The sequence below is a fragment of the Bacillus sp. FSL E2-8887 genome (assembly GCF_038007205.1).
Classification (GTDB): domain Bacteria; phylum Bacillota; class Bacilli; order Bacillales; family Bacillaceae_G; genus Bacillus_A; species Bacillus_A mycoides.
Genome location: NZ_JBBOWS010000001.1, coordinates 1,409,185 through 1,430,839, shown reverse-complemented (window position 1 = coordinate 1,430,839; position 21,655 = coordinate 1,409,185). Strand labels below are relative to the sequence as shown.

The following is a 21,655-nucleotide window of genomic DNA, read 5'->3' as shown; positions in this document are numbered from 1 at the left end:
CATCTTATTGAAATACTTTCTTAAATTGTTTTGCTATTTCATCTTGTTCTTTCTCAACTGTTTTCCAATCAATATTTAATACTGGAATCTCTTCTACATTCGGTCTATTTTCAGCTTTTATATCTTTTCTACCTGGCAACAAATACGCTTTAGAAACTTGTTTTTGCACATCATCTGATAATAAATAATCAATAAACTCTTTTGCACCTTCTACATTTTTACTATCCTTCATAATGCCTGCTGCACGTGGACTAATGACTGTTCCGCTTTTTGGATATACGATATCAACCGGTTCACCCTTTGCTTTTGCACTGTACGTCATGTAGTCAACACCCGCGATTACCATATCTTTCGCACCTGTTACAACTGGGTCTAACGCTTCTTGGTTTGCCCCAGCTACTGTAACTTCATTTTTCTTAAGCTGTTCAAATAAATTCCATCCATCTTGTCCATTCTTTTTCACATATCCTGTTACAAAGTCTAAAGCTGAACCTGAAAGTGCTGGATCTGGAAGATTCACTTTCCCTTTCCATTCTCCTTTCGTTATATCGCTCCAATCTTCAGGTGCTGTCTTCACATTTTTTGTGTTATACACAATTCCTAATGCTGAAGCACTATATCCAAAATAATGTCCTTTATCATCCGACCATTCAGAACGAAGCTTATCAGCTTGTTTTGCTTCTTTATAAGCTAACGTTTGCCCATCTTTTTTTAATCCTTCCATCGCTGGTAAAGAAGCAAGTACGACAACGTCAACGACTGGATTTTTCTTTTCAGCCTCCATTCTTGCTAAAATCTTACCTGTTGTTCCTTGAAACATTTCTACTTTTATCCCTGTTTTCTTTTCAAAGTCCTTTTGAATTTTTTCTGCTAATCCTTTTGGTCCTGCACTATATACAACGATTTTCTTTTCATTAGCGTTTTTATTTTTTGCATCTACACTGCCTGTCTTTGAGCTACAACCTGTTACTACAGCAGAAAATAGTAAAGTACATACAAATAAAGACTTAAGCGAACTGAATTTCTTCATACGATTCTCCCCCTATATGATGAATACATTTTTTTGGTACATATAACGATACCGGTTTACCAACGCTTAGCTTACTATTGTGATAAGCTGTCCATACACCGAGTGTCCCCATGTTTACTTTCACTTCATAACGTTCTCCTACATATGTAACGTACTGAACTTCACCTGTATACATTTCGCACAAGTCATTTTTTGTCCAGCTCACATGCTCTGGACGAATCATTTTTTTCCCCTCTACAAGCCAATTTGCCTTACCAACAAATTTTGCAACAAATTCATGAGACGGTTTCACATAAATGTCTTCTGGTGTTCCTTTTTGTAATACTTCACCCTGCTTCATGACAATAATTTGGTCTGACATTGACATAGCTTCTGTTTGATCATGTGTTACATACAATGCCGTTAAACCAATTGAATGAACGATGTCCATAAGTTCTAATCGCATTTCTTCTCGCAAAATTGCATCGAGTGCACTTAACGGTTCATCGAACAAAATAAAATGAGGTTTCGTTACAATTGCTCTAGCAAATGCGACACGTTGCTGCTGTCCACCTGAGAGTTCATGCGGATATCTTTTCTCCATACCTTGCAAACGAACCCGCTTTATCGCATCTTCTACCTTTTCTCTTAATTGATTCGTTTGCTTTGTAGCCCTTAAACCAAATGCAACATTTTCAAATACAGTCATATGCGGCCATAAAGCAAAATCTTGAAATACCATGCCGATATTCCGCTCATGAGGAGATGTTTTTATCTTTTTAGCAGAAGAATACATGCACTTATCTCCAAAATATATTTCACCTTTATCCGGTTCCTCAAGCCCTGCAATCATTCTAAGTAAAGTCGTTTTCCCGCATCCTGAAGGTCCTAAAAGTGTGGTGAATTCCCCTTTTTTCATTACAATCTGTAACGGCTTTAACGCCTGTGTTTTCCCAAATGCCTTTTCTAATCCATGAATTTTAATATCCATCGTTTCACCTCTCTCCCCTCATTCTTAACCTGCTTTCATTCTATCTGGAAGTTTTATACTGAATGTTAATGTACTGTAAAGATTAAATTAAAAAATCTCTAATAAACTATTTATTTCTATAGATTTTTTCTATAGTTAGAAGAAAAAGGGGCCAACTTATCATGAATCTCTTAAAATTAGAAATTGTAGTGCTTATTAAGAAATACAAAAAGCTTACTATCGTTGCAGAAAAACTTGGCGTTAAACAACCTACTATTACGTTTCATATAAAAAGCTTAGAAGAGGAACTTGGTGTGCCTTTATTTGAATTACGTTCCGGAAGGTATTTCTTAACAGAAGCTGGCGAGGCATTGCATCATTATGCTTGTAAAATAGATGCACTTATGAAAGAAGCTAGGCGGGTCACACAAGAGTTTAAAGATTTTAATAAAGGCGCTATAACAATTGGTGCTAGTTATGTACCCGCGACTTATCTTTTACCAGAAGTTGTTCACCAATTTCAATGCGAATTTCCAAATATAAAAATAACACTCATAGTAAAAACAGCTCCTGAAATTCGAACGATGCTACAAAATCATGAAATTGATCTCGGGGTAATTTCTGCGGCACCGTTTGACGAACCACTTCTAAAACAAATGAATGTAATGCCTGATACACTTGTTCTTGCCTTTTCCAAAGAACATCATCTTTCTAAAAGAACAAATGTATCATTACAAGATATCGAAAAAGAACGTATATTATTGCATCGTAACCCATCTACAACGAGAGATTTACTTACACAATGGACATTAGCACATAACATTACATTCCAATCAGAAATTGAACTAGATTCATTAGAAACGATGAAACAAATTTTAAAATATGGTAATGGGGTTGCCTTTATTTCAAAACTTGCTATTGAGCAAGAAGTACAACGAAATGAGCTATGCTATATACCGATCCCTGATTTTGAATTTCAGCGTAATATTTATACCATTCATCATGAGGACAGATGGAATTCTAAAATAATTTCTTTTTTACTACACAGCATTACTTCTTTTGCAGAAAAAAATTAAAAGGCTTTCGTTATACACGACAGCCTTTTAAACTATAACTCTATTTGTTTTTCTTATCCTCAATTTTTGCTTGTGCCTCTTCAGCCTTATCTAATGCTTCTGAAACTTTTTTCTCTTTTTCTTTTACATCATCTATACTATCAACAGCTTTAATTAATTTATCGATTCCTTCTTCATTTACCTTTTTTCGTTTCGCTACTCTTTCATTTACTTTCTCTTCCACATCTTTTGCTTTTTGAAGCATATTCTCTGCATTTGATGTCACAGCTTTTTCAAGTGCATCATCTTTTTTCTTTTGTAACACTTCATTTGCAATATCTTTCGTTTCTAAATACTTACCGTCTTTTAATGCTGTCGCACCACGATCTAGTAACTGAGCGACTTCTTTATATGCCTTCGCTTCATTTCCTGATTTCTCTTTTTCCGCTTTTTCAAACCACATAATCGCATCACTATATTTTTCATTTTTCAATGATTGCATCCCTGTTTCAATATACTTGTCATAATTACTACATCCAGTCATTACGACTAACAGAAAAAGCATTACAAAACTTAATTTTCTCATGATGTTTTCTCCTTTTCTTTGCCTGCTCACTTTACTGTAACATACATGAAAAGGAGTTTCAAAAACTAAAATACTAATATGGTCATTTTTATATTGTTAAAATTTTCTTTTAAACCGATACATCCACTTGTTTTTTCGCCATATGCTGCTTTACTCCAACTAATACAACTAACAATAATCCTCCACCTAATGTCATCATAACAATGCTAGTCGGTAACATATCTAATAATAATCCATATACAATCATTCCAAGCGGTGCGATTGCAGTAGAAATTGTTTCAAGTAGACCGAATACACGTCCTAAATAGTTTGGATCTGTCGTCTTTTGCATATGTACTTGCATCGGGATATTTACAACCATCATTGATATACCAGTTAAAATCATAAAAGTGATATAGTAAATAAAACTTGCTACTTTCGGAATGATAACTAACAACGGAAAGACTGTGCATAAACTCAAGCCCGCAAATAAAAACAGTCCAATATAAACAGAGCGAAACGGATTATTCACTTCTTTACGTACTGATAAAACAATTGCACCAATTAGCATCCCGACTGCTAACATTCCCTCTACAACACCGAGTTGCTGCGAGGATAAATGCAAATTTTTAATAATAATATATGGAAGCGAAACGAAAAGTGCACTCGCAAAAAAGTTTACCCCTACTGCAATTTTCATTAAACCATATATTTCATGCTGTCGTTTCACATATGAAAAACCTTCTTTTATACTCGTCAAGAAATGCTCTTTACTTTCGGCCAATTCTTTTTTATATAAATCAAATACGATGAATAATTGTACAATAACTGCTAAAAAGAATGTAATACTATTTAACAGGAAAAATGTTTTGATTGAAAAGAAACCAAATACAACTCCTCCAATAATCGGCGCTAAAATATTCGATAAAGATGATGCCGTCTGATTTAAAGCACTCGCTTTTTGAATACGCTCCTCATCTACTAAATTAGGAATAGACGAAGTTAATGAAACAGAATAAAAACTTGCACAAATTGATAATAATGCCGCTGATACATAAATAAACAGAAGTGATGGTCCAAATATAGTAGCAAGAATAAACATGATAAGCATTGTTAAGCTACTTAATAAATCAGTGCCAATTACAAGCCATCTTCGGTTCACACGGTCAGCTACAGCACCTGCAATTGGGCCACAGATCATTCTTGGTATTGATCCGCAAATAAGAGTAGTTGCAAACCCCATTCCTGAACCAGTTGTCTTTAATACGTATAATCCCATTGCAAACGTATAAATACCCGCCCCTAACAAGGACGTCATTTTTCCAATCATCATTAAAATAATATTTCTCGTTGCAATCTTCATTTTCGAATCATTTTGACCTATACTTACATCCCCCATTATGACACTCTCCCTTTAAAAGTTAAATTGTGTTAAACTTATTATATATACAACTTTCCAATTTTTACAACAAAAAGTTTAATTACATTTAACTTTTTGATTATAAAGGAGCATATGATGGCTACTCTCGGCGAGAAAATTAAAACGTTACGAAAAGAAAAAAAGCTTACTCAAACTGAATTAGCAGGTTCAGAACTGACAAAAAGTATGTTAAGTCAAATTGAAAATGGAAAAGCTACACCTTCCATGAAAACATTACAATACATCGCTAATAAACTTGGATGTGAAATGAGTTTTTTACTAGAAGAAGATGATGGAGAAATTGTAGAACTCATTCAAAAAATGGAGGAACTAATAAAGACAAATAAATGCGATGAAGTATATGATACTTTACTACCTATCGTTCAAAAAGAGCTACCTTCTACTTTAAATACGGCTCGTATATATAAACAGTTCATAACTGGGGCAGCTATTATGAACGATTATAATATTGAATATTACGTCGAAACCGCTATTTCTATATTTGAAAAATATACTTTATATCGAGAAAGCACTGAAACGAAACTACTGTTTTACTATATGCTCTTCAAACGTAAAAAATATAAAGAATGTTTACAGATGATTACCATTATTCGTGATGAATATAAAACGAAGAATTTAGAAATGGATCTTATTACACATATACAGTTATACTTAAAAGAAGCAATTATTTTACTCGCATATGGCAATTATGAAAAATGTGAAAGAGTCATCTTAGATGCACTTGCCTTTTCCAAAAAACATCAAGTGTATTATAAAACAGATGATTTTTATCGTATTTTATCTTATCAAAAAATCATTACGGCGGATAAAGAAAGATATTTATATTACATAAAAAAATCTGAGCAATTTGCTATTTTTACAGAAGATACTTTATCCGCTGCAAATATAGATATATTAAAAGCTTATTACTACAATACAATTACGAATGAATATACAATCGCATTAAAACATTTAGAACAATTTCGAGAAAAACTAAAAGATGAACCAATTTTTCAAGACGATGGATTGTATTATCTTGAAAAAGGAAAATATTTGTATGGTTTAAAACGTTACGAGGAAGCTTTAGAAGTATTAGAGCATGCTATCATACCGGATTATATGAGTCATCCACTTGATCAATCGTGGTTATTAACAGCTGGATCATATCGTGCTCTTTGCTATATAGAACTTCAAGATAAAAAATCTGCTCTGAAAGAAGCAAAAGAAGCAGTTCAAGCGATAGATGACTATCCTGATTCCATCTTCTCTTCATTTATTAAAGAAACATTACAAATAATACAAAAACTTTAAAAATGTCTCGAAATGGTATATTATTCCTCCTTTTTTGCAAAGATAATAATGATGGGAGGAATATAAATGAATATACAACGCGCAAAAGAGCTTTCCGAGTCATCTGAAGAAGCCAATGTCAGTTTTCAAGGCATGCCTGTTACGATTCAACACGTCGACGAAAGCAACGAAACCGCCCGCATATATGAAGTAACAAATCCAAAACGCGAATTAACTGTTCCAGTTAATAGCTTAGAGGAAATATAAGCAATGCCACTTCAATTTTCTAAAGTGGCATTTTTTTATTTCGAATTACTTATTAGCCCTCACAAGCAAAAGATACGTCAATTTCGAAGACAGCACATACGTGAACACCTTATGTCTCCGGGAACATTGCATATGAACGGAATACCAATTGAAGAAACAATTATCGATTATAGTGCAGGTAGGTGCCAAGTACAAACAAACGCCCCACTCACATTTGATCAAATGATACAAATCACAGTTAAAGAACGTGATATTCAAAATAAGAAAGCGCAAGTGCGCTGGATTCAAAAAAAAGGTCGTAAAATATATGCCGGATTAAAATTCACCTCCTAAAAAGAAAAGAAGCCTCGTGCTTCTTTTCTCTTTATTACGTGCTAAAATACAAACTATGAACTGATTTTAAAGGGGGAAAATGTATGGAGAATACTCCACAAAAAACTAGTCCTTATTATGCAGTTATATTCACTTCTAACCTATCAAATGATACAACAGATTATATTACCGTTGCCGGAAAAATGGAGGAGCTTGCGAAACAACAACCTGGATTTTTAGGTGTCGAAAGCGCACGTGATCATTCCGGACTCGGAATTACAATTTCTTATTGGGAGTCACTTGAAGCAATTGAAAATTGGAAAAGGAACGCCTTACATAAAGAAGCGAAAAAAAGAGGCCGTGAGCAATGGTATGAAAATTTCCACCTGCGTATCTGCCTTGTTGAGAAAGAATATAAGTTTCAGAGAGAAATCTTGTAAAGGAGTTTCATATGCCACTAACATTACTATTACTCATATTCATAATAATTCCCTTCATTTCAGCATTAGCTCTCATTTTTATGACGGTTAAAAAAGGAACTTTTCTAAACCGACCACACTTACAATCATTTATCGTATGCACTCTATTCTTTGCGAATTGGATATTATATTTAACAAGTTTTTATTCATTACTACCTGAGAAAGTTAGTCAATTTATATTCCTACCCATTTGGTTTTTCCTTTGCGTTTTAGGTTTAATCGTTTTCACACGCGAATGGAAAAACAATCGTGTTTTTCCCATATCTATCGGTTTTCTTTCTTTTATCCCGCATTAACGGGCAGTAAAACTCCCACCTCAAAATTCGGCTGAAGCAAAGAAGTTAGGTGAGAGATTAACTGCCCGTAAACGCCCGATTGGTGAAGGCTAATAATCAGTGGGGGATACCCCCCCACTGATTAAAGTTTCACTTTATTAGTTTTCTATTTGGATTATTGTTGTTAGTTCTTTCAGGAATGTAAAAATAAAAGGAAGAAAAGCCCAACATCAACTTTTCTTCCTTCTATTTTTACCTTTAGATTTTATTGTCATAGTTTCACAAGGTGTGTAATAAATTTGAGGTGTCGCCTTATCAACAAACATCATAAACGTAATAAAACCGATAATAAAAAAAATAAACAACGTTAACAATATTGCTCCTATCGTTAAAAGTATCATAACACCACCCCTATATATTTCATGTTATTACACCTTTCGCTATTATATGAGCTGAATCCTTTTTAGAAAAATAAACGTAACAAAATAATTACAATGACTCCTGTTAATACTGTTCCTAATAAACTACGAGTATATATCGCTACGAAAAATGTAGGAATTGCCGCAATGATATAATCCCACTGCACTGTCTCATGCATAAATAATACTTGTGCTAAAAGTGCTGCTAATATCGCAATTGGTATGTAATTTAACCATTTTAAACCCCAGTCTGGAATTTGTAGTTTACTAAATACGAGAAGAGGTAAAATACGTGGTACGAGTGTGACAGCTCCGGCTGCTAGTAAAAGGAATAATACGTCCAATCTTACTTCCATTTTTCAATCACCACCCCGATTGTCGCAGCTAAAAGTGTTGCGATAATAACTGCTATACTATCTGGCATAAATAAGTGTGAAACGTATGCGATAATAATCGCTACAATTGCAACACTTAGATGAATGGCTAGTTTCGGTTTACTACTTATTAGCTGAAGTACAAATAATCCGATAAACATCGCTGGTAACGCATAATCCATTCCGTACGTATGAGGATCTGGTATCCACTCTCCAAAAAGCCCTCCGAGAACTGTAGCTAAAATCCAATTTAAATATGCTGTTACATTAAGTCCCATCATCCATTTCTCGCCTAAATGGCCTTTTTGTGCCGCTTGTTGCACTGCAACGCCGAAAGTTTCATCTGTAATTTGCGAACCAATTATTAAATTTTTAAAAAGAGGTATCTTGGTGAAGTAAGGTGCGAGTGCAGCACTCATTAATAAGTGACGTAAATTAACAAAGAACACAGTAAAAATAATTGCCGAGGCTGGGGCACCCGCTGCATACATACCCGCTAATATAAACTGAGCAGAACCTGCGTAAATTAATGTGGACATAAAAGCAATTTCTATGATCGAGAAACCTGCTGTTTTCGCAATAACACCAGCCGCTATACCGATGCTCAAATACCCAAATACAGTTGGTAAACAATCCTTTACACCTTGCTGAAATGAATCATCGCTCTGCAGTGTCATATGTGCTTGAGCTTTATTCACCATTATCTCCCTCCATTTCTTCTATAGTACGTTTTCCTGTTACGACATGAACTAAATCTATGTTTTCACGCCATAATGTATCTAATTTATCAGCTCCAAACTCCTTCGTAATCTCCTCCACCATAATGTCGTGCCGAACATATTCTGTAGCGACGAGAACTAAAGCTGGATCGTACGTTGTAACGGCCCATGAAGTGCTATCATTTGAAAAATTAGCAATTAATACTTCTTCCCCATCACGCGCGATAACAGTTAAATGACCACCCATTCTCTTTTCAACGACGTGAGGTGTCATATAATTATGGTGAAATGTCGCTCCTATTTTTGTTTCTGGAGCACCAAATAAAATTGAAAAAATATGTACGCCTTCCGCTTCCTTTTGATGAATGAATGGCTCAATCTCGTGCACTTGATTTTCCCATACAGAAATCCATAACTCTTCTTTTGCTCTATTAATTATATTGCATATTTCTTTCAAAACACGATCATTTGAGCGAATATGCGAAATTACATCAATTTGTCGCTCTTGTTCTAAACAATTTAATTTTCGGTCTAAAAATTCAAAGGACTTTTCAAAATCTTTTCGCATTCGATCCATTAATTCCGTAGCTGGCACTGGTACATATTTCACTGGTTCAGAAGGAACGATATGCACCGCTCCTTTATCCATCAACTTGCCAAGTACTTCATAAATCATCGAACGAGGTACGCCTGTTTGTTTACTCACTTCATAACCTGTTACTGGATAATGTTTTAATAGTCCAATATACGCTTTACATTCGTACTGGGAAAAACCTAACTTTTGTAACTCCTTTATTATTTCATCCATCGGTAACCCCTCACAATTTATATAGCTCTAATTTCAAAACTACGATTTCGCTTTCCATTAGTAGTTATTGCTATACCTACTAATATAAAAAAGAAGCCTCTACAAGTCAACTGACAATTCCGAATTTTTATTCAAAACAAAAAGCCTTCTTTTGAAAGGCTTTTTGTGCATAATGAATTATTTCAACTGTAGAGCATTTGATATATTACCCTCCAAATGCTCACGTAAGGTTGAACCTGTATACTCTTCTCTAAATACACCTGCTCTCACGAATAAAGGAATGACTTCACTAAAGAATAAATCCAATGATTTTGGAGGTCCCCCTGGAATTGCAATAAATCCATCTAATGCCCCGGCTTCAAATCTTTCCATAATTTGCTTACAAACATCTTGTGGTGTGCCAATAGCGACCCAATGAGCAGAACCAACAACTTCTGGTCGTTCTAGTATTTGCTCAACAGTTGGTTCATTTTTTATGATGAAATTCCGTAATAATTCGGCATGTGTTTTACTACGTACAGCTTGATTTCTACTTGGTAGCATATGTTCAGTAACCTTACTTTCTAATGGTATCCCTCTAACATCTAATCCGAGAACCATTTCGAGTAAAGCGTACCTCTTCTCTTTTGTAAGTTGTTGATGAGCTTGCCTGTGCATTTCTAGCGCTTCTTCATATGAATCGCCAATAAAGAAATATAAACCAGGCAATACACGTATATCATCTTGCTTTCGGCCATGCTTTTCTGCTCTTCTTCTTAAATCTTGACGAAGTTCGATTCCTGACTCTACATCTGGCATCGCGGCGAAAATTGCATCCGCAACAGAAGCAGCGAAATTCCGGCCAGACTCTGAAGCACCCGCTTGAAATAAAGGCATTTCCCCAGAAATATGCTGAGGGACATTAAGTGGACCTTTCACCTCAAAGTGTTCACCACTATGCTCAATTGGCTGTACCATTTCCCTAATTACATCTGCTTTGTCTTCTTTTAAAACTTCATAAGGATGGCTCCTCCAAAGTTTTCTTACTAGCTCTGTACATTCTGCCGCTTTCGCGTATCGCTCTTCAGATGGTGGCATCCCTGTCTCACCAAAGTTTTCAGCACCGTCAATGGATGTGACAATGTTCCAACCTACTCGGCCGTTACTAATCCAATTTAAAGATTGTAGTTGCCTCGCTAGTATATATGGTGGATAAAATGATGTTGAAGCGGTCGTAACCACTCCAATCTTTTCTGTCGCATAAGCAATTGCAGTAAAAAGTAATGTTGGATCTAAAATTACATTCCCCTTATTACGAGCAATTAAATCTGGATGTGCCACTAAATAATCCGCTTTAAAAACAAAATCTAACTTAGCTTTCTCTGCCAGTTGTGCTAACTCTACTTGTTCATCGATTCCTGAATCAAACTTATTCTCTTGTTCTTTCTTTCTAGAAATCAAACATAGTCCAATGCAAAGCTGTTTTTTTGTAGACATATGTACACACCTTCCCCTTAGTTTTTAATTCACCTAGTTAAACAAGTGATGCGACCATCACATCTTGTATTTTTTATAACACATAAAATGATAATGATTATCAATATCATTTTATGATGTTACTGAAATAAATGCAATAACAAAAAAGACTCCCGCTAATGGGAGTCTTTTATCTCAATATTTCATTCGCTTCTTTTTCATAAATTTTATCAAACGAAGTCATGATGCGCTGCGATGCTTGAATCATTTTTTGACTCGACATAAGATCTGCCATCTCTTTCGTCATATCCACATTTGAATTTTCTAGCATATGATTTTTTACTATTCCTGTTCCGTTCGGTAAATCAGCGATGTTACCTTCTGCTAGTGTAAAACTTTTATTTTCTCGTTGCACAAGGCGAGCATTCGTTTCTGCATCTACTGTTTTCGTTTGCAATTGTGCAATTACTATTCTCTTAATATCTGGTTTTTGCAGCGTTCCTTCGTTAATTTCTCTATAAATTTCTCCATTATTAGATACGAAGAAATCTACATTTTCTGGAATACGAATACGTTCATTATTTACATCCATAACATAAGCACCTGAAGATGTTTGTAAATAACGATCACTATTTAATGTAAAACTACCGTCTCTCGTTAAAAATGTTTCATCATTTTTAGATGTAACGAAAAATGATGATGTGCCAGCCGCACCGTCGTCTAAAAAGAAATCTGTAGCACTATTTGTCATTTGTATATTTCCTTGCACTAAGTTCACATGCGTCGCAGCTGGCACTACAGCGTAATCAACCGAACCGATATTTGTCATCGCACCGTCACCGCGGCGATATGTGTCTTGTACATCAAATACTTTAGAAGTCATGTTTTCTGCTTTAAATCCTGTCGTTTGGGCATTTGCGACGTTATTCGAATGAACATTAATATGCTGCATGTAATTCATCATACCCATAGAACCTATATAAAGACCGTTCATACTCGTTTGAATAAGGCAAGCGCCTTATTCTTCACCTCTTTTCTTACGATGTTTGTAACATTTGTTTTGCTAAATGTTCAGCTGTAGCGATATGTATATGTTGCTTCACGTCTTGTCCGTCTGTCATTAATACAATTGGAGCCGATGAAACTGCTGGAATTTTCAACAATTCACCACTACTCACTGTTTCATCAAATTTCGTAAACACGATACCATCAATATGAATATCTTTAAAGTTCGTAATGATTTCAATCATGTCTTTACTTTTCATAGAAGCTGATAACGTTAAACAAATATAATCTGGCTCTACTTGCCCCATCGTCTCAATCATTTCTTCAACCGTTTCTGACGTACGATAATTTTTTCCGGCTGTATCTATTAAAATATAATCGACGCGCGCTTCTTCTTTAAAATAAGTAAGCGCCCGTGCCATTGCGGCTTCATCCCGCACAGCGATAACTTCTGATCCAATTGTTTTCACGTAATCTTGCAGTTGCTGTACTGTCCCGATGCGAGAGTGATCTGTCGTAATAAAACCAACCGTTTTTTTCTTACCGTGAAACTGCCATGCCATTTTCGCAAGTGTCGTCGTTTTTCCAACGCCAGTTGGACCGATTAATGCAATTGTTTGTACCTCTTTCTCAAATACGTTTTCAGTATTAAAATGAGATCTCATATCTTCCAATATGTATCCGATGACTTCTTCTTCTGTAATCATCGTTGCATTCTCAAACTTCACTTTTAATTTTTCAGCATATGCATGAATGAAATATTGTTCCACATCGTTTTGTTCTAACATCCGAATTACTTTTTGAATAATAAATGGTACAGATTCCTGGTTTTCTTTTTTTATAACTACTTCTTCTTTCTTTACAGAAATAGCTTGTTTCACAACGACAATACCCTTTTCAAACAGTTGTAATAGTTTCTCTTTTTTTCTTGCCCATTCTTCACTATTCCCTGTTTGCATCGCTGCGTATGACATAGAAGTCGTTACGTTTTCTAAATTGTGCAAGACAGATTGAATTCCATTCACCTTCACGATTTCTTCTGAAGGTTCACCTACAACATCCATTAATTGCTCATGAAATTGAGTTGTTCCTTCGCTATTTTCATCCTGCTTATCTTCAGGAAAAGCGACTAACATTTCATAATTCTTTTTCCAAAAAAAAGGGATGTTTCGTTTTACACTTTCATCGACAACGTAGTAATAATCTGTACCATATTGGTCAAATAATTTTCGATACAATTCATTTTTCGAAGCTGCTTTTATTCGCATTAACGCTTCTTTTTTTTCTGTACTTTCCATTACTTCACCTCCTACTATTCAATATAAGCAATTTGATCTACAACAATTTCTGGTGCCAATTCACTAATACATAATACTTTAGCTTCTATTTGATAACGTTCAAGAAGTCTCACAATAGCAAACCTGAAATCTTTTCTACGCGTTAATAATACTGGCTCTCGTCCCATTAAACGAGCTTGTTTGAAAACGCGCTGTACTTGTTCTACTACACGCGTTTCTAAATCTAAATCCCAGTTTAATAAATAACCTTGGTATGAATTATTAACAACATCTGCATCTAACTCAAGCGAATCAGCGAAGAGTGCTGCATAAATTTTCCCATCAGGATTTTTCGCACTCTCACAAATAACTTTTGAAATACATTCACGAACAAACGCCGTTACACCATCAACATGGTTTTGATAAATTTCTTTCCCGTCAATAATACCTTCAATAATTGTTGGTAAATCACGAATTGAAATTCCTTCTTTCAGAAGTTGTTTAATAACATTTTGTACGAGTGATAAATCGATTTCTTTCTTCTTAATTTCTTCTAATAAAACGCCATTATCAGTTTCAAGCGAGTTAATCAAGTCTTTCACATGTTGACGCTGAATTAACTCATGAAGATTACGTCTAACGACAACATCTAAATGCGTAATTAATATGCTGAGCGGCTCTAACACTTGATAGCCTTTCATTTGTGCATCTTGTACCATATGCTCCAAAATCCAATATCCATCTTCACCAAAAATTGGATCTTTCGCCGGCTCTGCATCTAAATCAGCCATTACATTCGGTGTTTTCAGTGCTAATAAATAACCTGATTTTAAAACACCTTCAGCCGCCTTCGCACCTTTAATACGAATAATGTAACGTCCGCGTGGTCTAAAGCTCGTATTATCTTTAAAGTTAATTCCCGGAACGTTAATTCCAAGGTCGGTAATAATTGACTTCCTCATAAGAACAACTTTATCTCGAGCTGTTTCCCCGTTAATCTTCTGCTTTACAAGTGCCGCTAAATCTAAACCGAGCTCTACAATAATTGGATATTTATCCGTAAAGACGCCGAATGAATCTTCCACTTGTTGCAATTGCTCTTCATCGCCTTGAATCATTTCTAATTCTTTTTGAAGCTCGTCTTCTTTTTCTTTCTTTATTCGCTTTTTATTACGAACTCCTAAGAAAATAATCGTGCCTCCAACGAGAGCAAATGGTAAAAATGGTAGCGGTGTAAAAACACCCATTGCGATAAATAAACCACCGAGTGCATATACAACAACTTCATGCGCTAATAACTCTTTAAAGATTCCTTCAGTTACTGTGTCTGCTGAACCGTCAAATACACGCGTTACGATAATACCTGTTGAAATCGCAAGCATTAACGAACCGATTTGGTTTACAATTCCGTCACCGACAGTTAACTGTGTATAGTGAATAGCCGCATCTGCAAAGCTCATTCCTTGCTGCATCATACCAACAATTAAACCGAAAATAATGTTTACGAATAAAATGACAATCCCGAAAATAACGTCCCCTTTAATGAACTTTCCGGCACCATCCATCGCTCCATAAAACTCTGTTTCCATATTTAATTTTTTTCGTTTCGCCTGTGCATCTTTTTCTGTAATAAGACGCTGATTCAAGTCAGCATCGATAGACATTTGTTTCCCTGGTAAAGAATCAAGTGTAAAACGAGCTGCTACTTCAGCTGTACGAGACGCACCGTTTGCAACGATAAACTGGAATATGATTAATACTATAAAAATAACGATACCAATTAATAAGTTCCCGCCAATTACGAACTGGCCGAACTCTTCAATAACATGACCCGCATTTCCGTCTGTTAAAATCGCTCGCGTCGTCGAAACGTTAATCGATACGCGGAAAATCCCGATTAATAACAACATCGTCGGAAATGACTTTAATTCATCCCACTCGTTAATACTTGTAGCTCGCATATAAATAAGCACTGACATACTTAGTAGAAAAACGATAACGATATCAAGTATAAATGGTGGAAGTGGAATTAAGAGCGCCACAACGAATGACGCTGCTAAAAAGATAGAAAAATAGGTTCTTGCAGAATCCATCTTAAACAAAGAGATCCCCTCCAAACGCGCTATTATACTTCAAGTTCTTTCGTTTGAATTAAATAGCGCATAACTTCAATTACAGCTACATATAAATCTTCTGGAATCGTCTCATCTTCCTCGACTTGATAATATAAAGAACGAGCGAGCGGACGGTTTTCCACCATTGGTATTTCTTGTTCACGGGCAAGCGTTCGTATATATAATGCGAGCTCATCTTCCCCTTTTGCAACGACAATAGGCGCCGCATCAACTTGTTTATTGTAACGAAGCACCACTGAAATATGCGTCGGGTTGTTCACAATAAACGTTGCACCATCCATCTTCTTCGCGATTGTCCCTTGCAAGATGGCATGCATAAAGTTTTTTCGTTTCCCCTTTACTTGCGGGTCCCCTTCATTATCTTTATGCTCTTGTTTCACTTCTTCTTTTTTCATCTTAATATCTTGTTCGTACTCCCATTTTTGATAAATGAAATCAATAATAGAAAGAATGATTAAGATAATTAAAATGGCTAAAAAGATAAATTTAATTTGGCTAATAATTTCAGTAAGTGACGCTGTCCAGTTAAATCCAATCATACTAACAATCTTCTCTAAATTCTTTTTAAAGAGAACGTACGAAACGTAACCGATTAATCCCATATAAAACAGTGATTTCAAAATATCTACTAAACTTTTACGACTAAACAATCTCGTAAAATAGTTTTTCGGATTAATACGTGATGCTTTCGGCTTAAGTACTTTAGAAGAAAATAAGAAACCGACTTGAATCATATAATTGAATAAATGAAAAGCGTATACGAGTATTAATATAGGAGCTGATACTTTCAGAAGTAATATGCCCATTAAATAAAAATACTCGGTCGAATCTGTATTTTTTCCAATTTGATCAAACAGCACCGCTACGGAATTCGCAATCTCAAAACCGAGCCAATCTCCGAAGAAGTAAACGACAACTGCTAATACAAGAATGGAAAATAAATTATTTAAATCTTTACTCCGGGCGATATTCCCTTCTTCACGCGATTTTTTACGCTTCTGCGGGGTGGCCTTTTCTGTTTTATTATCCTTTGCCATGCGCGTCCCCCTACTTCGTTAAGAAAAAGTTAAATAGTTTCGTATACTCTTCCAGTAATACGTCTGTCATATTTTTAAACACATAACCGAGCATCGGTACACTCATCGCAATAAACAAAATACCACACGTTATTTTAATTACGTATGCATTCATAAAAACGTTTAATTGCGGTGCATTTTTTGCGATTAAAATAAGGACGAAATTAATAATGAATAGACTGCCCATAAGTGGCAAAGCAATTTCAACCGCTGATGTAATTGCAAATAATAACGTTGCGAGTAGACTATCTAAAAAACTAGTCGTCAACAATTTTGAAATCGCCTCTGTATATTGAAACGACTTTAAAATCGTGGCAACGAAATAGTTAATGCCGCCCAGTGAAATAAAAATAATAAGAAAAAATATATCAAAAATTGTTGATAGCAAAGTGGACTGTGACCCTGCATTTACATCAAATAAACTCGCCTGTGATAAACCGATATCAAAGTCTAAAATATGCCCTGCCATTTTCGGAATGTTCCACAGCATCTCTACAATTTTTGAAAGTGATAATCCAATTACAATTTGCGTTCCTGCATAAGCTGCTACATCCCAAACTGTCTTTATGTGAGAGACATCCACTTGATCTGCCACTGTAATCGAAAGAGCGAGTCCAAATGTAACCTTTGCCATCGCCGGAATTGATCGGCCTGAGAAAAACGGTAGAAAATATAAAAATGAAGTAATGCGACAAAACGCAAAAAACGTCGCCGCCCATAATTCCATATTCATTTCAGTTCACCTATCTTAGTACGAACGCAATAGCGATGGGATTTTATCAAATAAATCTAAAATAAGCATCGTTAACTCTTGAAACATCCACGGACCTAAAATGATAATAACGAGCACAATACTCGCCATTTTCGGTAAAAACGTCAGCGTTTGCTCTTGAATTTGCATCATCGCCATAATAACGGCGATAATAATAACGACAATCATACTTACAACGGCAATCGGCATTAAAATCATAACCCCTTTATAAAAAAAGGTTTGGAAAATATCTATAATTGGTGACGTATTCATTTATATGACTCCTATCACATAGCATCAAACGCTTCAGGCGACCGTTTTAAACATAATATCGACGATTTTTGTATATCCACCTAAATATACGAAAACAAGTATTTTAAATGGTAAACTTAAAATCATCGGCGGTACCATCATCATCCCAAGGTACATTAAAAGTGTACTAATAATTAAATCAATAAAGACAAACGCTAAATAAATGAACATCCCTGTAAGTAAACCTTTTTGAATTTGCGTTAACGTAAAGGATGGCACAAGCGTAAACAATGAAAGATCCTTTAAATCTTTCGGCAACTCTTCTCCACGCACTTTCAGCATCATTTTCAAATCATGCTTATACGTATGCTTCGACATATAATCTTTCATAATCGGAGCTGTCGTTTCCGCAGCTTGACTTACTGTTATTTTTTCTTTCGTCATCGGGTCCCACACATCACTCTTTAATTGACCAAGCACTGGCTGCATTGTAAACAGCGATAAAAATAATGCGAGTCCAACAAGCACTTGGTTCGGTGGTAAATTCATAACCCCAAGCCCTTGACGAGTAATCCCAAGAACAATCATAAAATAAGTAAAATGCGTAAATAAAAGAACGATAGAAGAAGATAATGATAGAAGGGTAACGAGCGCGAATAGTTGTACACTTGAATTACTCGTAAACTCTTTTCCATTTTCGAAATTAATAAAGCCGTTCGGGGCTGCATACGCTGGATTTACAAAAACAAATGAAAAAATAATAGAAAATGCGAAAATAACGGCAAATAACGATAACTGTTTCTTTATTCTCATGATGGATCCTCTACTTTTTTCGTTTCACTCTTCACCGCGTCTTCTAGCGCTTGTTGAAACTGATTTCCTGTTCCTGTTAATTGTACTGATTGTACACCGTTATTACTTATAACAGTAAATACTTGCTTCCCGTCCACTTCAAATAAAAAGGCGCTCGTTTGATGATTTAAATAAACACCATCTTTCACTTGAATATGGCCGTTTTCACCTTGCTTAAAAAACTGCTGTTTGCGCGTCTTTTTCGTCATATAATATGCACCATAGCCGAGCGCACCAAACAGTAAAACGACTTGAAATAAGGTCGTCATATACGACATATGACTCCTCCTCTACTCTTTATCCTGCATTTGATTTTGCGCCTTCATAAGCGCCGCGTGTTTCTTGTCAGCTTCAATTTCAGAAATAATAATGCCAAACTTCTCGTCCATTACTATTGCCTCACCAATACCGACTTTCATATCACTTAAATATACATCTACTTTATGTCCTAAATTTTTCTCTACTTCAAGAACATCGCCAACTTTTAATTGTTTCACATCGCCAAGCTGAATCGATGACTTCCCAAGCTTTACACCAAGTTCAATCGAAATATCCGAAACGGTATCAATATGCGCTTTACCCGCTTCATTTCGCTTCCCTGCAAATTCTTCTAATCCCATTAATGACACAGGAGATACTTCATGCTTCATATGGATCCTCCTACTCTATAAAACTTTTAAATAGGAGCGCCTTACGCGTTCCATCTTTCCCAATAAAACAATTAAATTTATGTTTCCCATCTACATAACCACGTAGTTGATCTGAAACTTTCGTATGAAGCGGAATAATATCGCCTTCTTCAATTTTCTCAATCTCACCAATCGTCATCTTTTGCTCACCAATCGCAACGTGAACAGGTTTGTACACTTGATTTACTTTCACTTCTACTTCAGACGTATACTTTTTACGCTTATCCGAAGAATGTTCGACAATATTTTCAGACGTTAACTTATCCATAATCTCTTCAACAGATAAGAACGGAATACCAATACGAACCGTCGTATTCCAAAACTCTGTTTTCATATTTACGTTCAGTAATGAAATAATATCGCTTGCCGTCGTAATCTTAAGCGCATTCGGATCTGTCTCCGTCGTTACAAACTTCGGTTCAATCGCAACAACGCTTTCAAATGATTGCTCTAAATTTTTACAAAGAAGCAAGAATATATTATCAAGCGTTAAAAACTCAAACGCTGTTAGCGGTCTACGCATCGTAAAGTTACGCTTACTATCTCCGCCAAGCCAGCATTCATGAATATAAATAACGAACGCTAAATCAATCTCAATAACAATTTCTCCAAGCTCTGGTAAACCGAGATCAATAACGCAATATAAATAATAATCTTTCGGCATTTTCTCTACATACTCACTCGTAAATGGAACTTGCTCAACAGTTGAAGGCTCAAGTTCAATCGGAATACGCATACGCGCTGACAACGTCTGCGACGTCTGCTTTCCAAACGTAGACGCAATTGCCTGCAAACTACGTAAATGCTCAACACCGAACTTCTCCGGTCTATTAAAATCATACTCTTGAAATTTATCTTGCTTCCCTGCTTCTTGTGCGAAAGCTGGCATTTCCTCGCCTTCATTTACCGCCTTCAGCAGGGCATCAATTTGCTCTTGGCTTAATTTTTCGCCACTCATGACAATCCCCTTCCCTACCTTTTCAATTCAACGATTTCGACATACATTTTCCCATTCTTCGTCAAAATCTTTCCGGTTCCAATCTCTTCATTCTCAAGCATAAGACGCACCGTATTTTTCGTTGAATTTTCAAGACGATACAATGTACCTTTCGTAATATGAAGCAGATCTTCAATTTTCTTTTTCGTATTTCCGATTTCAAAATAAATTGTTAACGGAATATCATCTTGTAATTTCAAATCTAGCCAACTCCCATATCATGTTCACGAAAATTTCATGTTCTCTCTATATATGAAATTTCTTATTTTGAAACGTCGATATTTAATATTTTTTTAATATATCCTTGCGTTTCTTTAAATGGCGGTACGCCTCCGTACTTTCTCACATTACCAGGACCAGCATTATAAGAAGCAAGCGCCAATACGAGATCACCGTTATTTTTCTTTAAATAACCACTTAACTCTTTCACGCCGCCTTCAATACTTTCAGCTGGTGAAAATGGATTTTTTATACCCATCTCTTTCACATTCGCTGGCATAAGTTGCATAAGCCCCATCGCCCCTGCATGTGACACCGTTTTCGGATTAAAATTAGACTCCACTTCAATCATTTTTTGAATTAACGTTTTCGGAATTCCATATGTATTACTTACACGATCAATAATATCCTCATACTTACCTTCATTGGAAGAACGTATTTTTTGAATATTATACTTCTTCGTTAATTCCCACGTATCAGCAGCCTCATTTTTCGTTTCTGGGAAACGTCGTTCAAACTCTTTTTGTGCAACTTGTACTTCATCTACTTTCTTCGTTTCAGCTTTCTCCTCAGGCTTACTCGTTTCCTCTACTTTATTAATAGATTCTTCCGGTTTATTAACAACAGTTTCTATTTTCGTAGATTGTACCGGCTGACTCATATCTTCTACTTTTTCCGGCTGCGGAGTAACCTTCGCCTCTTTCACAGGTTCACTCTGCAATTGATCTTGAAAACGACTACTAACGAACGCTTGCGGACTACTTAACTTTTGCTGCATTTGTCCTTTTTTATATGCAAGAACTTCTTTTACTATATTTCCAACTACCATAATATCACCTTTTCGGTAAACAAAGATAATCTAATATTAGAGTTTTTTTAAAAAGTTTGCAATAATCCTTTTAATAATATTGTAATAAAAAAATGAATAGATTGTTAAACTGTTATTTTTTTATATTCATTAATTCGAATTTTTAGTTGACACCCG

26 protein-coding genes and 1 pseudogene are annotated in these 21,655 nt (G+C 35.6%); 6 read left to right on the top strand and 21 right to left on the bottom strand.

Annotated elements, in window-relative coordinates; translation table 11 throughout:
• Positions 1–4: 4 nt before the first annotated feature.
• Both NSQ08_RS07205 and NSQ08_RS07200 read right to left on the bottom strand, forming a co-directional pair.
• The gene (locus tag NSQ08_RS07205) at positions 5–1,030 is read right to left on the bottom strand and encodes an ABC transporter substrate-binding protein (protein ID WP_002086426.1); all 1,026 of its coding nucleotides are present in this window, start codon (positions 1,028–1,030) and stop codon (positions 5–7) included.
• Positions 1,008–2,000, bottom strand: a complete 993-nt coding sequence (locus NSQ08_RS07200; RefSeq protein ID WP_340772972.1) for an ABC transporter ATP-binding protein — start codon at positions 1,998–2,000, stop codon at positions 1,008–1,010. Before NSQ08_RS07200 ends, NSQ08_RS07205 begins: the two co-directional genes overlap by 23 nt.
• 161 nt (positions 2,001–2,161) lie before the next feature.
• On the opposite strand from NSQ08_RS07200, the gene NSQ08_RS07195 reads away from it, so the two are divergent.
• Positions 2,162–3,055: a LysR family transcriptional regulator gene (locus NSQ08_RS07195; RefSeq protein ID WP_002126660.1), complete on the top strand. Its 894-nt coding sequence runs from the start codon at positions 2,162–2,164 to the stop codon at positions 3,053–3,055.
• A 40-nt stretch (positions 3,056–3,095) separates the two neighbouring features.
• On the opposite strand, the gene NSQ08_RS07190 is transcribed toward NSQ08_RS07195, so the two are convergent.
• Both NSQ08_RS07190 and NSQ08_RS07185 read right to left on the bottom strand, forming a co-directional pair.
• Positions 3,096–3,620, bottom strand: a complete 525-nt coding sequence (locus NSQ08_RS07190; protein WP_340772968.1) for a hypothetical protein — start codon at positions 3,618–3,620, stop codon at positions 3,096–3,098.
• Positions 3,621–3,729: 109 nt separating this feature from the next.
• Positions 3,730–4,998, bottom strand: coding sequence for an MFS transporter (locus NSQ08_RS07185; protein ID WP_340772964.1), 1,269 nt, complete (start codon positions 4,996–4,998; stop codon positions 3,730–3,732).
• A 117-nt stretch (positions 4,999–5,115) separates the two neighbouring features.
• Between NSQ08_RS07185 and NSQ08_RS07180 the strand changes: the two genes are divergently transcribed.
• From NSQ08_RS07180 to NSQ08_RS07160, 5 genes and pseudogenes are all read left to right on the top strand, one after another.
• On the top strand, positions 5,116–6,330 hold the full coding sequence (locus NSQ08_RS07180; protein ID WP_340772960.1) for a helix-turn-helix transcriptional regulator: 1,215 nt from the start codon (positions 5,116–5,118) through the stop codon (positions 6,328–6,330).
• Between the two features lie 66 nt (positions 6,331–6,396).
• Positions 6,397–6,576 (top strand): H-type small acid-soluble spore protein, encoded by a 180-nt coding sequence (locus NSQ08_RS07175; protein ID WP_016119967.1) that lies wholly within the window; start codon positions 6,397–6,399, stop codon positions 6,574–6,576.
• 63 nt (positions 6,577–6,639) lie between these two features.
• Positions 6,640–6,909, top strand: a pseudogene (locus NSQ08_RS07170) (PilZ domain-containing protein); the annotation flags it as partial.
• A gap of 83 nt (positions 6,910–6,992) precedes the next feature.
• Positions 6,993–7,328, top strand: coding sequence for an antibiotic biosynthesis monooxygenase family protein (locus tag NSQ08_RS07165; RefSeq protein ID WP_340772957.1), 336 nt, complete (start codon positions 6,993–6,995; stop codon positions 7,326–7,328).
• Positions 7,329–7,339: 11 nt separating this feature from the next.
• Positions 7,340–7,663 (top strand): hypothetical protein, encoded by a 324-nt coding sequence (locus NSQ08_RS07160; protein WP_340772954.1) that lies wholly within the window; start codon positions 7,340–7,342, stop codon positions 7,661–7,663.
• A gap of 209 nt (positions 7,664–7,872) precedes the next feature.
• On the opposite strand, the gene NSQ08_RS07155 is transcribed toward NSQ08_RS07160, so the two are convergent.
• The 17 genes from NSQ08_RS07155 to NSQ08_RS07075 form a co-directional block, all read right to left on the bottom strand.
• Positions 7,873–8,043 (bottom strand): DUF3951 domain-containing protein, encoded by a 171-nt coding sequence (locus NSQ08_RS07155; RefSeq protein ID WP_002011981.1) that lies wholly within the window; start codon positions 8,041–8,043, stop codon positions 7,873–7,875.
• A 62-nt stretch (positions 8,044–8,105) separates the two neighbouring features.
• Positions 8,106–8,417, bottom strand: a complete 312-nt coding sequence (locus NSQ08_RS07150) for an AzlD domain-containing protein (RefSeq protein ID WP_002086437.1) — start codon at positions 8,415–8,417, stop codon at positions 8,106–8,108.
• The gene (locus NSQ08_RS07145; RefSeq protein ID WP_002126646.1) at positions 8,408–9,136 is read right to left on the bottom strand and encodes an AzlC family ABC transporter permease; all 729 of its coding nucleotides are present in this window, start codon (positions 9,134–9,136) and stop codon (positions 8,408–8,410) included. The genes NSQ08_RS07150 and NSQ08_RS07145 overlap by 10 nt, the downstream gene beginning before the upstream one ends.
• Positions 9,126–9,962 (bottom strand): TrmB family transcriptional regulator, encoded by an 837-nt coding sequence (locus tag NSQ08_RS07140; RefSeq protein ID WP_340772943.1) that lies wholly within the window; start codon positions 9,960–9,962, stop codon positions 9,126–9,128. The genes NSQ08_RS07145 and NSQ08_RS07140 overlap by 11 nt, the downstream gene beginning before the upstream one ends.
• 177 nt (positions 9,963–10,139) lie before the next feature.
• The gene (locus tag NSQ08_RS07135) at positions 10,140–11,438 is read right to left on the bottom strand and encodes an NtaA/DmoA family FMN-dependent monooxygenase (protein ID WP_340772940.1); all 1,299 of its coding nucleotides are present in this window, start codon (positions 11,436–11,438) and stop codon (positions 10,140–10,142) included.
• A gap of 169 nt (positions 11,439–11,607) precedes the next feature.
• Complete coding sequence (locus NSQ08_RS07130) at positions 11,608–12,411, bottom strand: flagellar basal-body rod protein FlgG (protein WP_340772936.1); 804 nt, start codon at positions 12,409–12,411, stop codon at positions 11,608–11,610.
• Positions 12,412–12,454: 43 nt separating this feature from the next.
• Positions 12,455–13,720, bottom strand: coding sequence for a flagellar biosynthesis protein FlhF (gene flhF, locus NSQ08_RS07125; RefSeq protein ID WP_340772933.1), 1,266 nt, complete (start codon positions 13,718–13,720; stop codon positions 12,455–12,457).
• Positions 13,721–13,734: 14 nt separating this feature from the next.
• On the bottom strand, positions 13,735–15,801 hold the full coding sequence (flhA, locus tag NSQ08_RS07120; RefSeq protein ID WP_215591097.1) for a flagellar biosynthesis protein FlhA: 2,067 nt from the start codon (positions 15,799–15,801) through the stop codon (positions 13,735–13,737).
• A gap of 23 nt (positions 15,802–15,824) precedes the next feature.
• Entirely contained in the window at positions 15,825–16,871 is a 1,047-nt protein-coding gene (gene flhB, locus NSQ08_RS07115; protein WP_002166036.1) for a flagellar type III secretion system protein FlhB, read from the bottom strand.
• A 10-nt stretch (positions 16,872–16,881) separates the two neighbouring features.
• Positions 16,882–17,643, bottom strand: coding sequence for a flagellar biosynthetic protein FliR (locus tag NSQ08_RS07110; RefSeq protein ID WP_001055697.1), 762 nt, complete (start codon positions 17,641–17,643; stop codon positions 16,882–16,884).
• A 15-nt stretch (positions 17,644–17,658) separates the two neighbouring features.
• Positions 17,659–17,934, bottom strand: coding sequence for a flagellar biosynthetic protein FliQ (locus NSQ08_RS07105; protein WP_002011993.1), 276 nt, complete (start codon positions 17,932–17,934; stop codon positions 17,659–17,661).
• 33 nt (positions 17,935–17,967) lie between these two features.
• Positions 17,968–18,726 (bottom strand): flagellar type III secretion system pore protein FliP, encoded by a 759-nt coding sequence (locus tag NSQ08_RS07100; RefSeq protein ID WP_002126633.1) that lies wholly within the window; start codon positions 18,724–18,726, stop codon positions 17,968–17,970.
• Entirely contained in the window at positions 18,723–19,043 is a 321-nt protein-coding gene (locus NSQ08_RS07095) for a hypothetical protein (protein WP_000121176.1), read from the bottom strand. The genes NSQ08_RS07100 and NSQ08_RS07095 overlap by 4 nt, the downstream gene beginning before the upstream one ends.
• A gap of 12 nt (positions 19,044–19,055) precedes the next feature.
• Entirely contained in the window at positions 19,056–19,415 is a 360-nt protein-coding gene (fliN, locus tag NSQ08_RS07090) for a flagellar motor switch protein FliN (RefSeq protein ID WP_002064660.1), read from the bottom strand.
• Positions 19,416–19,425: 10 nt separating this feature from the next.
• The gene (gene fliM / locus NSQ08_RS07085; RefSeq protein ID WP_002141147.1) at positions 19,426–20,412 is read right to left on the bottom strand and encodes a flagellar motor switch protein FliM; all 987 of its coding nucleotides are present in this window, start codon (positions 20,410–20,412) and stop codon (positions 19,426–19,428) included.
• Between the two features lie 14 nt (positions 20,413–20,426).
• Positions 20,427–20,651, bottom strand: coding sequence for a flagellar motor switch protein FliN (locus NSQ08_RS07080; protein WP_000775712.1), 225 nt, complete (start codon positions 20,649–20,651; stop codon positions 20,427–20,429).
• Positions 20,652–20,713: 62 nt separating this feature from the next.
• Positions 20,714–21,499, bottom strand: a complete 786-nt coding sequence (locus NSQ08_RS07075) for a lytic transglycosylase domain-containing protein (protein ID WP_340772916.1) — start codon at positions 21,497–21,499, stop codon at positions 20,714–20,716.
• Positions 21,500–21,655: the final 156 nt, after the last annotated feature.

Excerpts from the sequence above, each read along its gene's own strand:
- NSQ08_RS07205 (WP_002086426.1), bottom strand. The coding sequence starts at position 1,030 with ATGAAGAAATTCAGTTCGCTTAAGTCTTTATTTGTATGTACTTTACTA.
- NSQ08_RS07200 (WP_340772972.1), bottom strand. The coding sequence starts at position 2,000 with ATGGATATTAAAATTCATGGATTAGAAAAGGCATTTGGGAAAACACAG.
- NSQ08_RS07195 (WP_002126660.1), top strand. The coding sequence starts at position 2,162 with ATGAATCTCTTAAAATTAGAAATTGTAGTGCTTATTAAGAAATACAAA.
- NSQ08_RS07190 (WP_340772968.1), bottom strand. The coding sequence starts at position 3,620 with ATGAGAAAATTAAGTTTTGTAATGCTTTTTCTGTTAGTCGTAATGACT.
- NSQ08_RS07185 (WP_340772964.1), bottom strand. The coding sequence starts at position 4,998 with ATGGGGGATGTAAGTATAGGTCAAAATGATTCGAAAATGAAGATTGCA.
- NSQ08_RS07180 (WP_340772960.1), top strand. The coding sequence starts at position 5,116 with ATGGCTACTCTCGGCGAGAAAATTAAAACGTTACGAAAAGAAAAAAAG.
- NSQ08_RS07175 (WP_016119967.1), top strand. The coding sequence starts at position 6,397 with ATGAATATACAACGCGCAAAAGAGCTTTCCGAGTCATCTGAAGAAGCC.
- NSQ08_RS07165 (WP_340772957.1), top strand. The coding sequence starts at position 6,993 with ATGGAGAATACTCCACAAAAAACTAGTCCTTATTATGCAGTTATATTC.
- NSQ08_RS07160 (WP_340772954.1), top strand. The coding sequence starts at position 7,340 with ATGCCACTAACATTACTATTACTCATATTCATAATAATTCCCTTCATT.
- NSQ08_RS07155 (WP_002011981.1), bottom strand. The coding sequence starts at position 8,043 with ATGATACTTTTAACGATAGGAGCAATATTGTTAACGTTGTTTATTTTT.
- NSQ08_RS07150 (WP_002086437.1), bottom strand. The coding sequence starts at position 8,417 with ATGGAAGTAAGATTGGACGTATTATTCCTTTTACTAGCAGCCGGAGCT.
- NSQ08_RS07145 (WP_002126646.1), bottom strand. The coding sequence starts at position 9,136 with ATGGTGAATAAAGCTCAAGCACATATGACACTGCAGAGCGATGATTCA.
- NSQ08_RS07140 (WP_340772943.1), bottom strand. The coding sequence starts at position 9,962 with ATGGATGAAATAATAAAGGAGTTACAAAAGTTAGGTTTTTCCCAGTAC.
- NSQ08_RS07135 (WP_340772940.1), bottom strand. The coding sequence starts at position 11,438 with ATGTCTACAAAAAAACAGCTTTGCATTGGACTATGTTTGATTTCTAGA.
- NSQ08_RS07130 (WP_340772936.1), bottom strand. The coding sequence starts at position 12,411 with ATGAACGGTCTTTATATAGGTTCTATGGGTATGATGAATTACATGCAG.
- flhF (WP_340772933.1), bottom strand. The coding sequence starts at position 13,720 with ATGGAAAGTACAGAAAAAAAAGAAGCGTTAATGCGAATAAAAGCAGCT.
- flhB (WP_002166036.1), bottom strand. The coding sequence starts at position 16,871 with ATGGCAAAGGATAATAAAACAGAAAAGGCCACCCCGCAGAAGCGTAAA.
- NSQ08_RS07110 (WP_001055697.1), bottom strand. The coding sequence starts at position 17,643 with ATGAATATGGAATTATGGGCGGCGACGTTTTTTGCGTTTTGTCGCATT.
- NSQ08_RS07105 (WP_002011993.1), bottom strand. The coding sequence starts at position 17,934 with ATGAATACGTCACCAATTATAGATATTTTCCAAACCTTTTTTTATAAA.
- NSQ08_RS07100 (WP_002126633.1), bottom strand. The coding sequence starts at position 18,726 with ATGAGAATAAAGAAACAGTTATCGTTATTTGCCGTTATTTTCGCATTT.
- NSQ08_RS07095 (WP_000121176.1), bottom strand. The coding sequence starts at position 19,043 with ATGTCGTATATGACGACCTTATTTCAAGTCGTTTTACTGTTTGGTGCG.
- fliN (WP_002064660.1), bottom strand. The coding sequence starts at position 19,415 with ATGAAGCATGAAGTATCTCCTGTGTCATTAATGGGATTAGAAGAATTT.
- fliM (WP_002141147.1), bottom strand. The coding sequence starts at position 20,412 with ATGAGTGGCGAAAAATTAAGCCAAGAGCAAATTGATGCCCTGCTGAAG.
- NSQ08_RS07075 (WP_340772916.1), bottom strand. The coding sequence starts at position 21,499 with ATGGTAGTTGGAAATATAGTAAAAGAAGTTCTTGCATATAAAAAAGGA.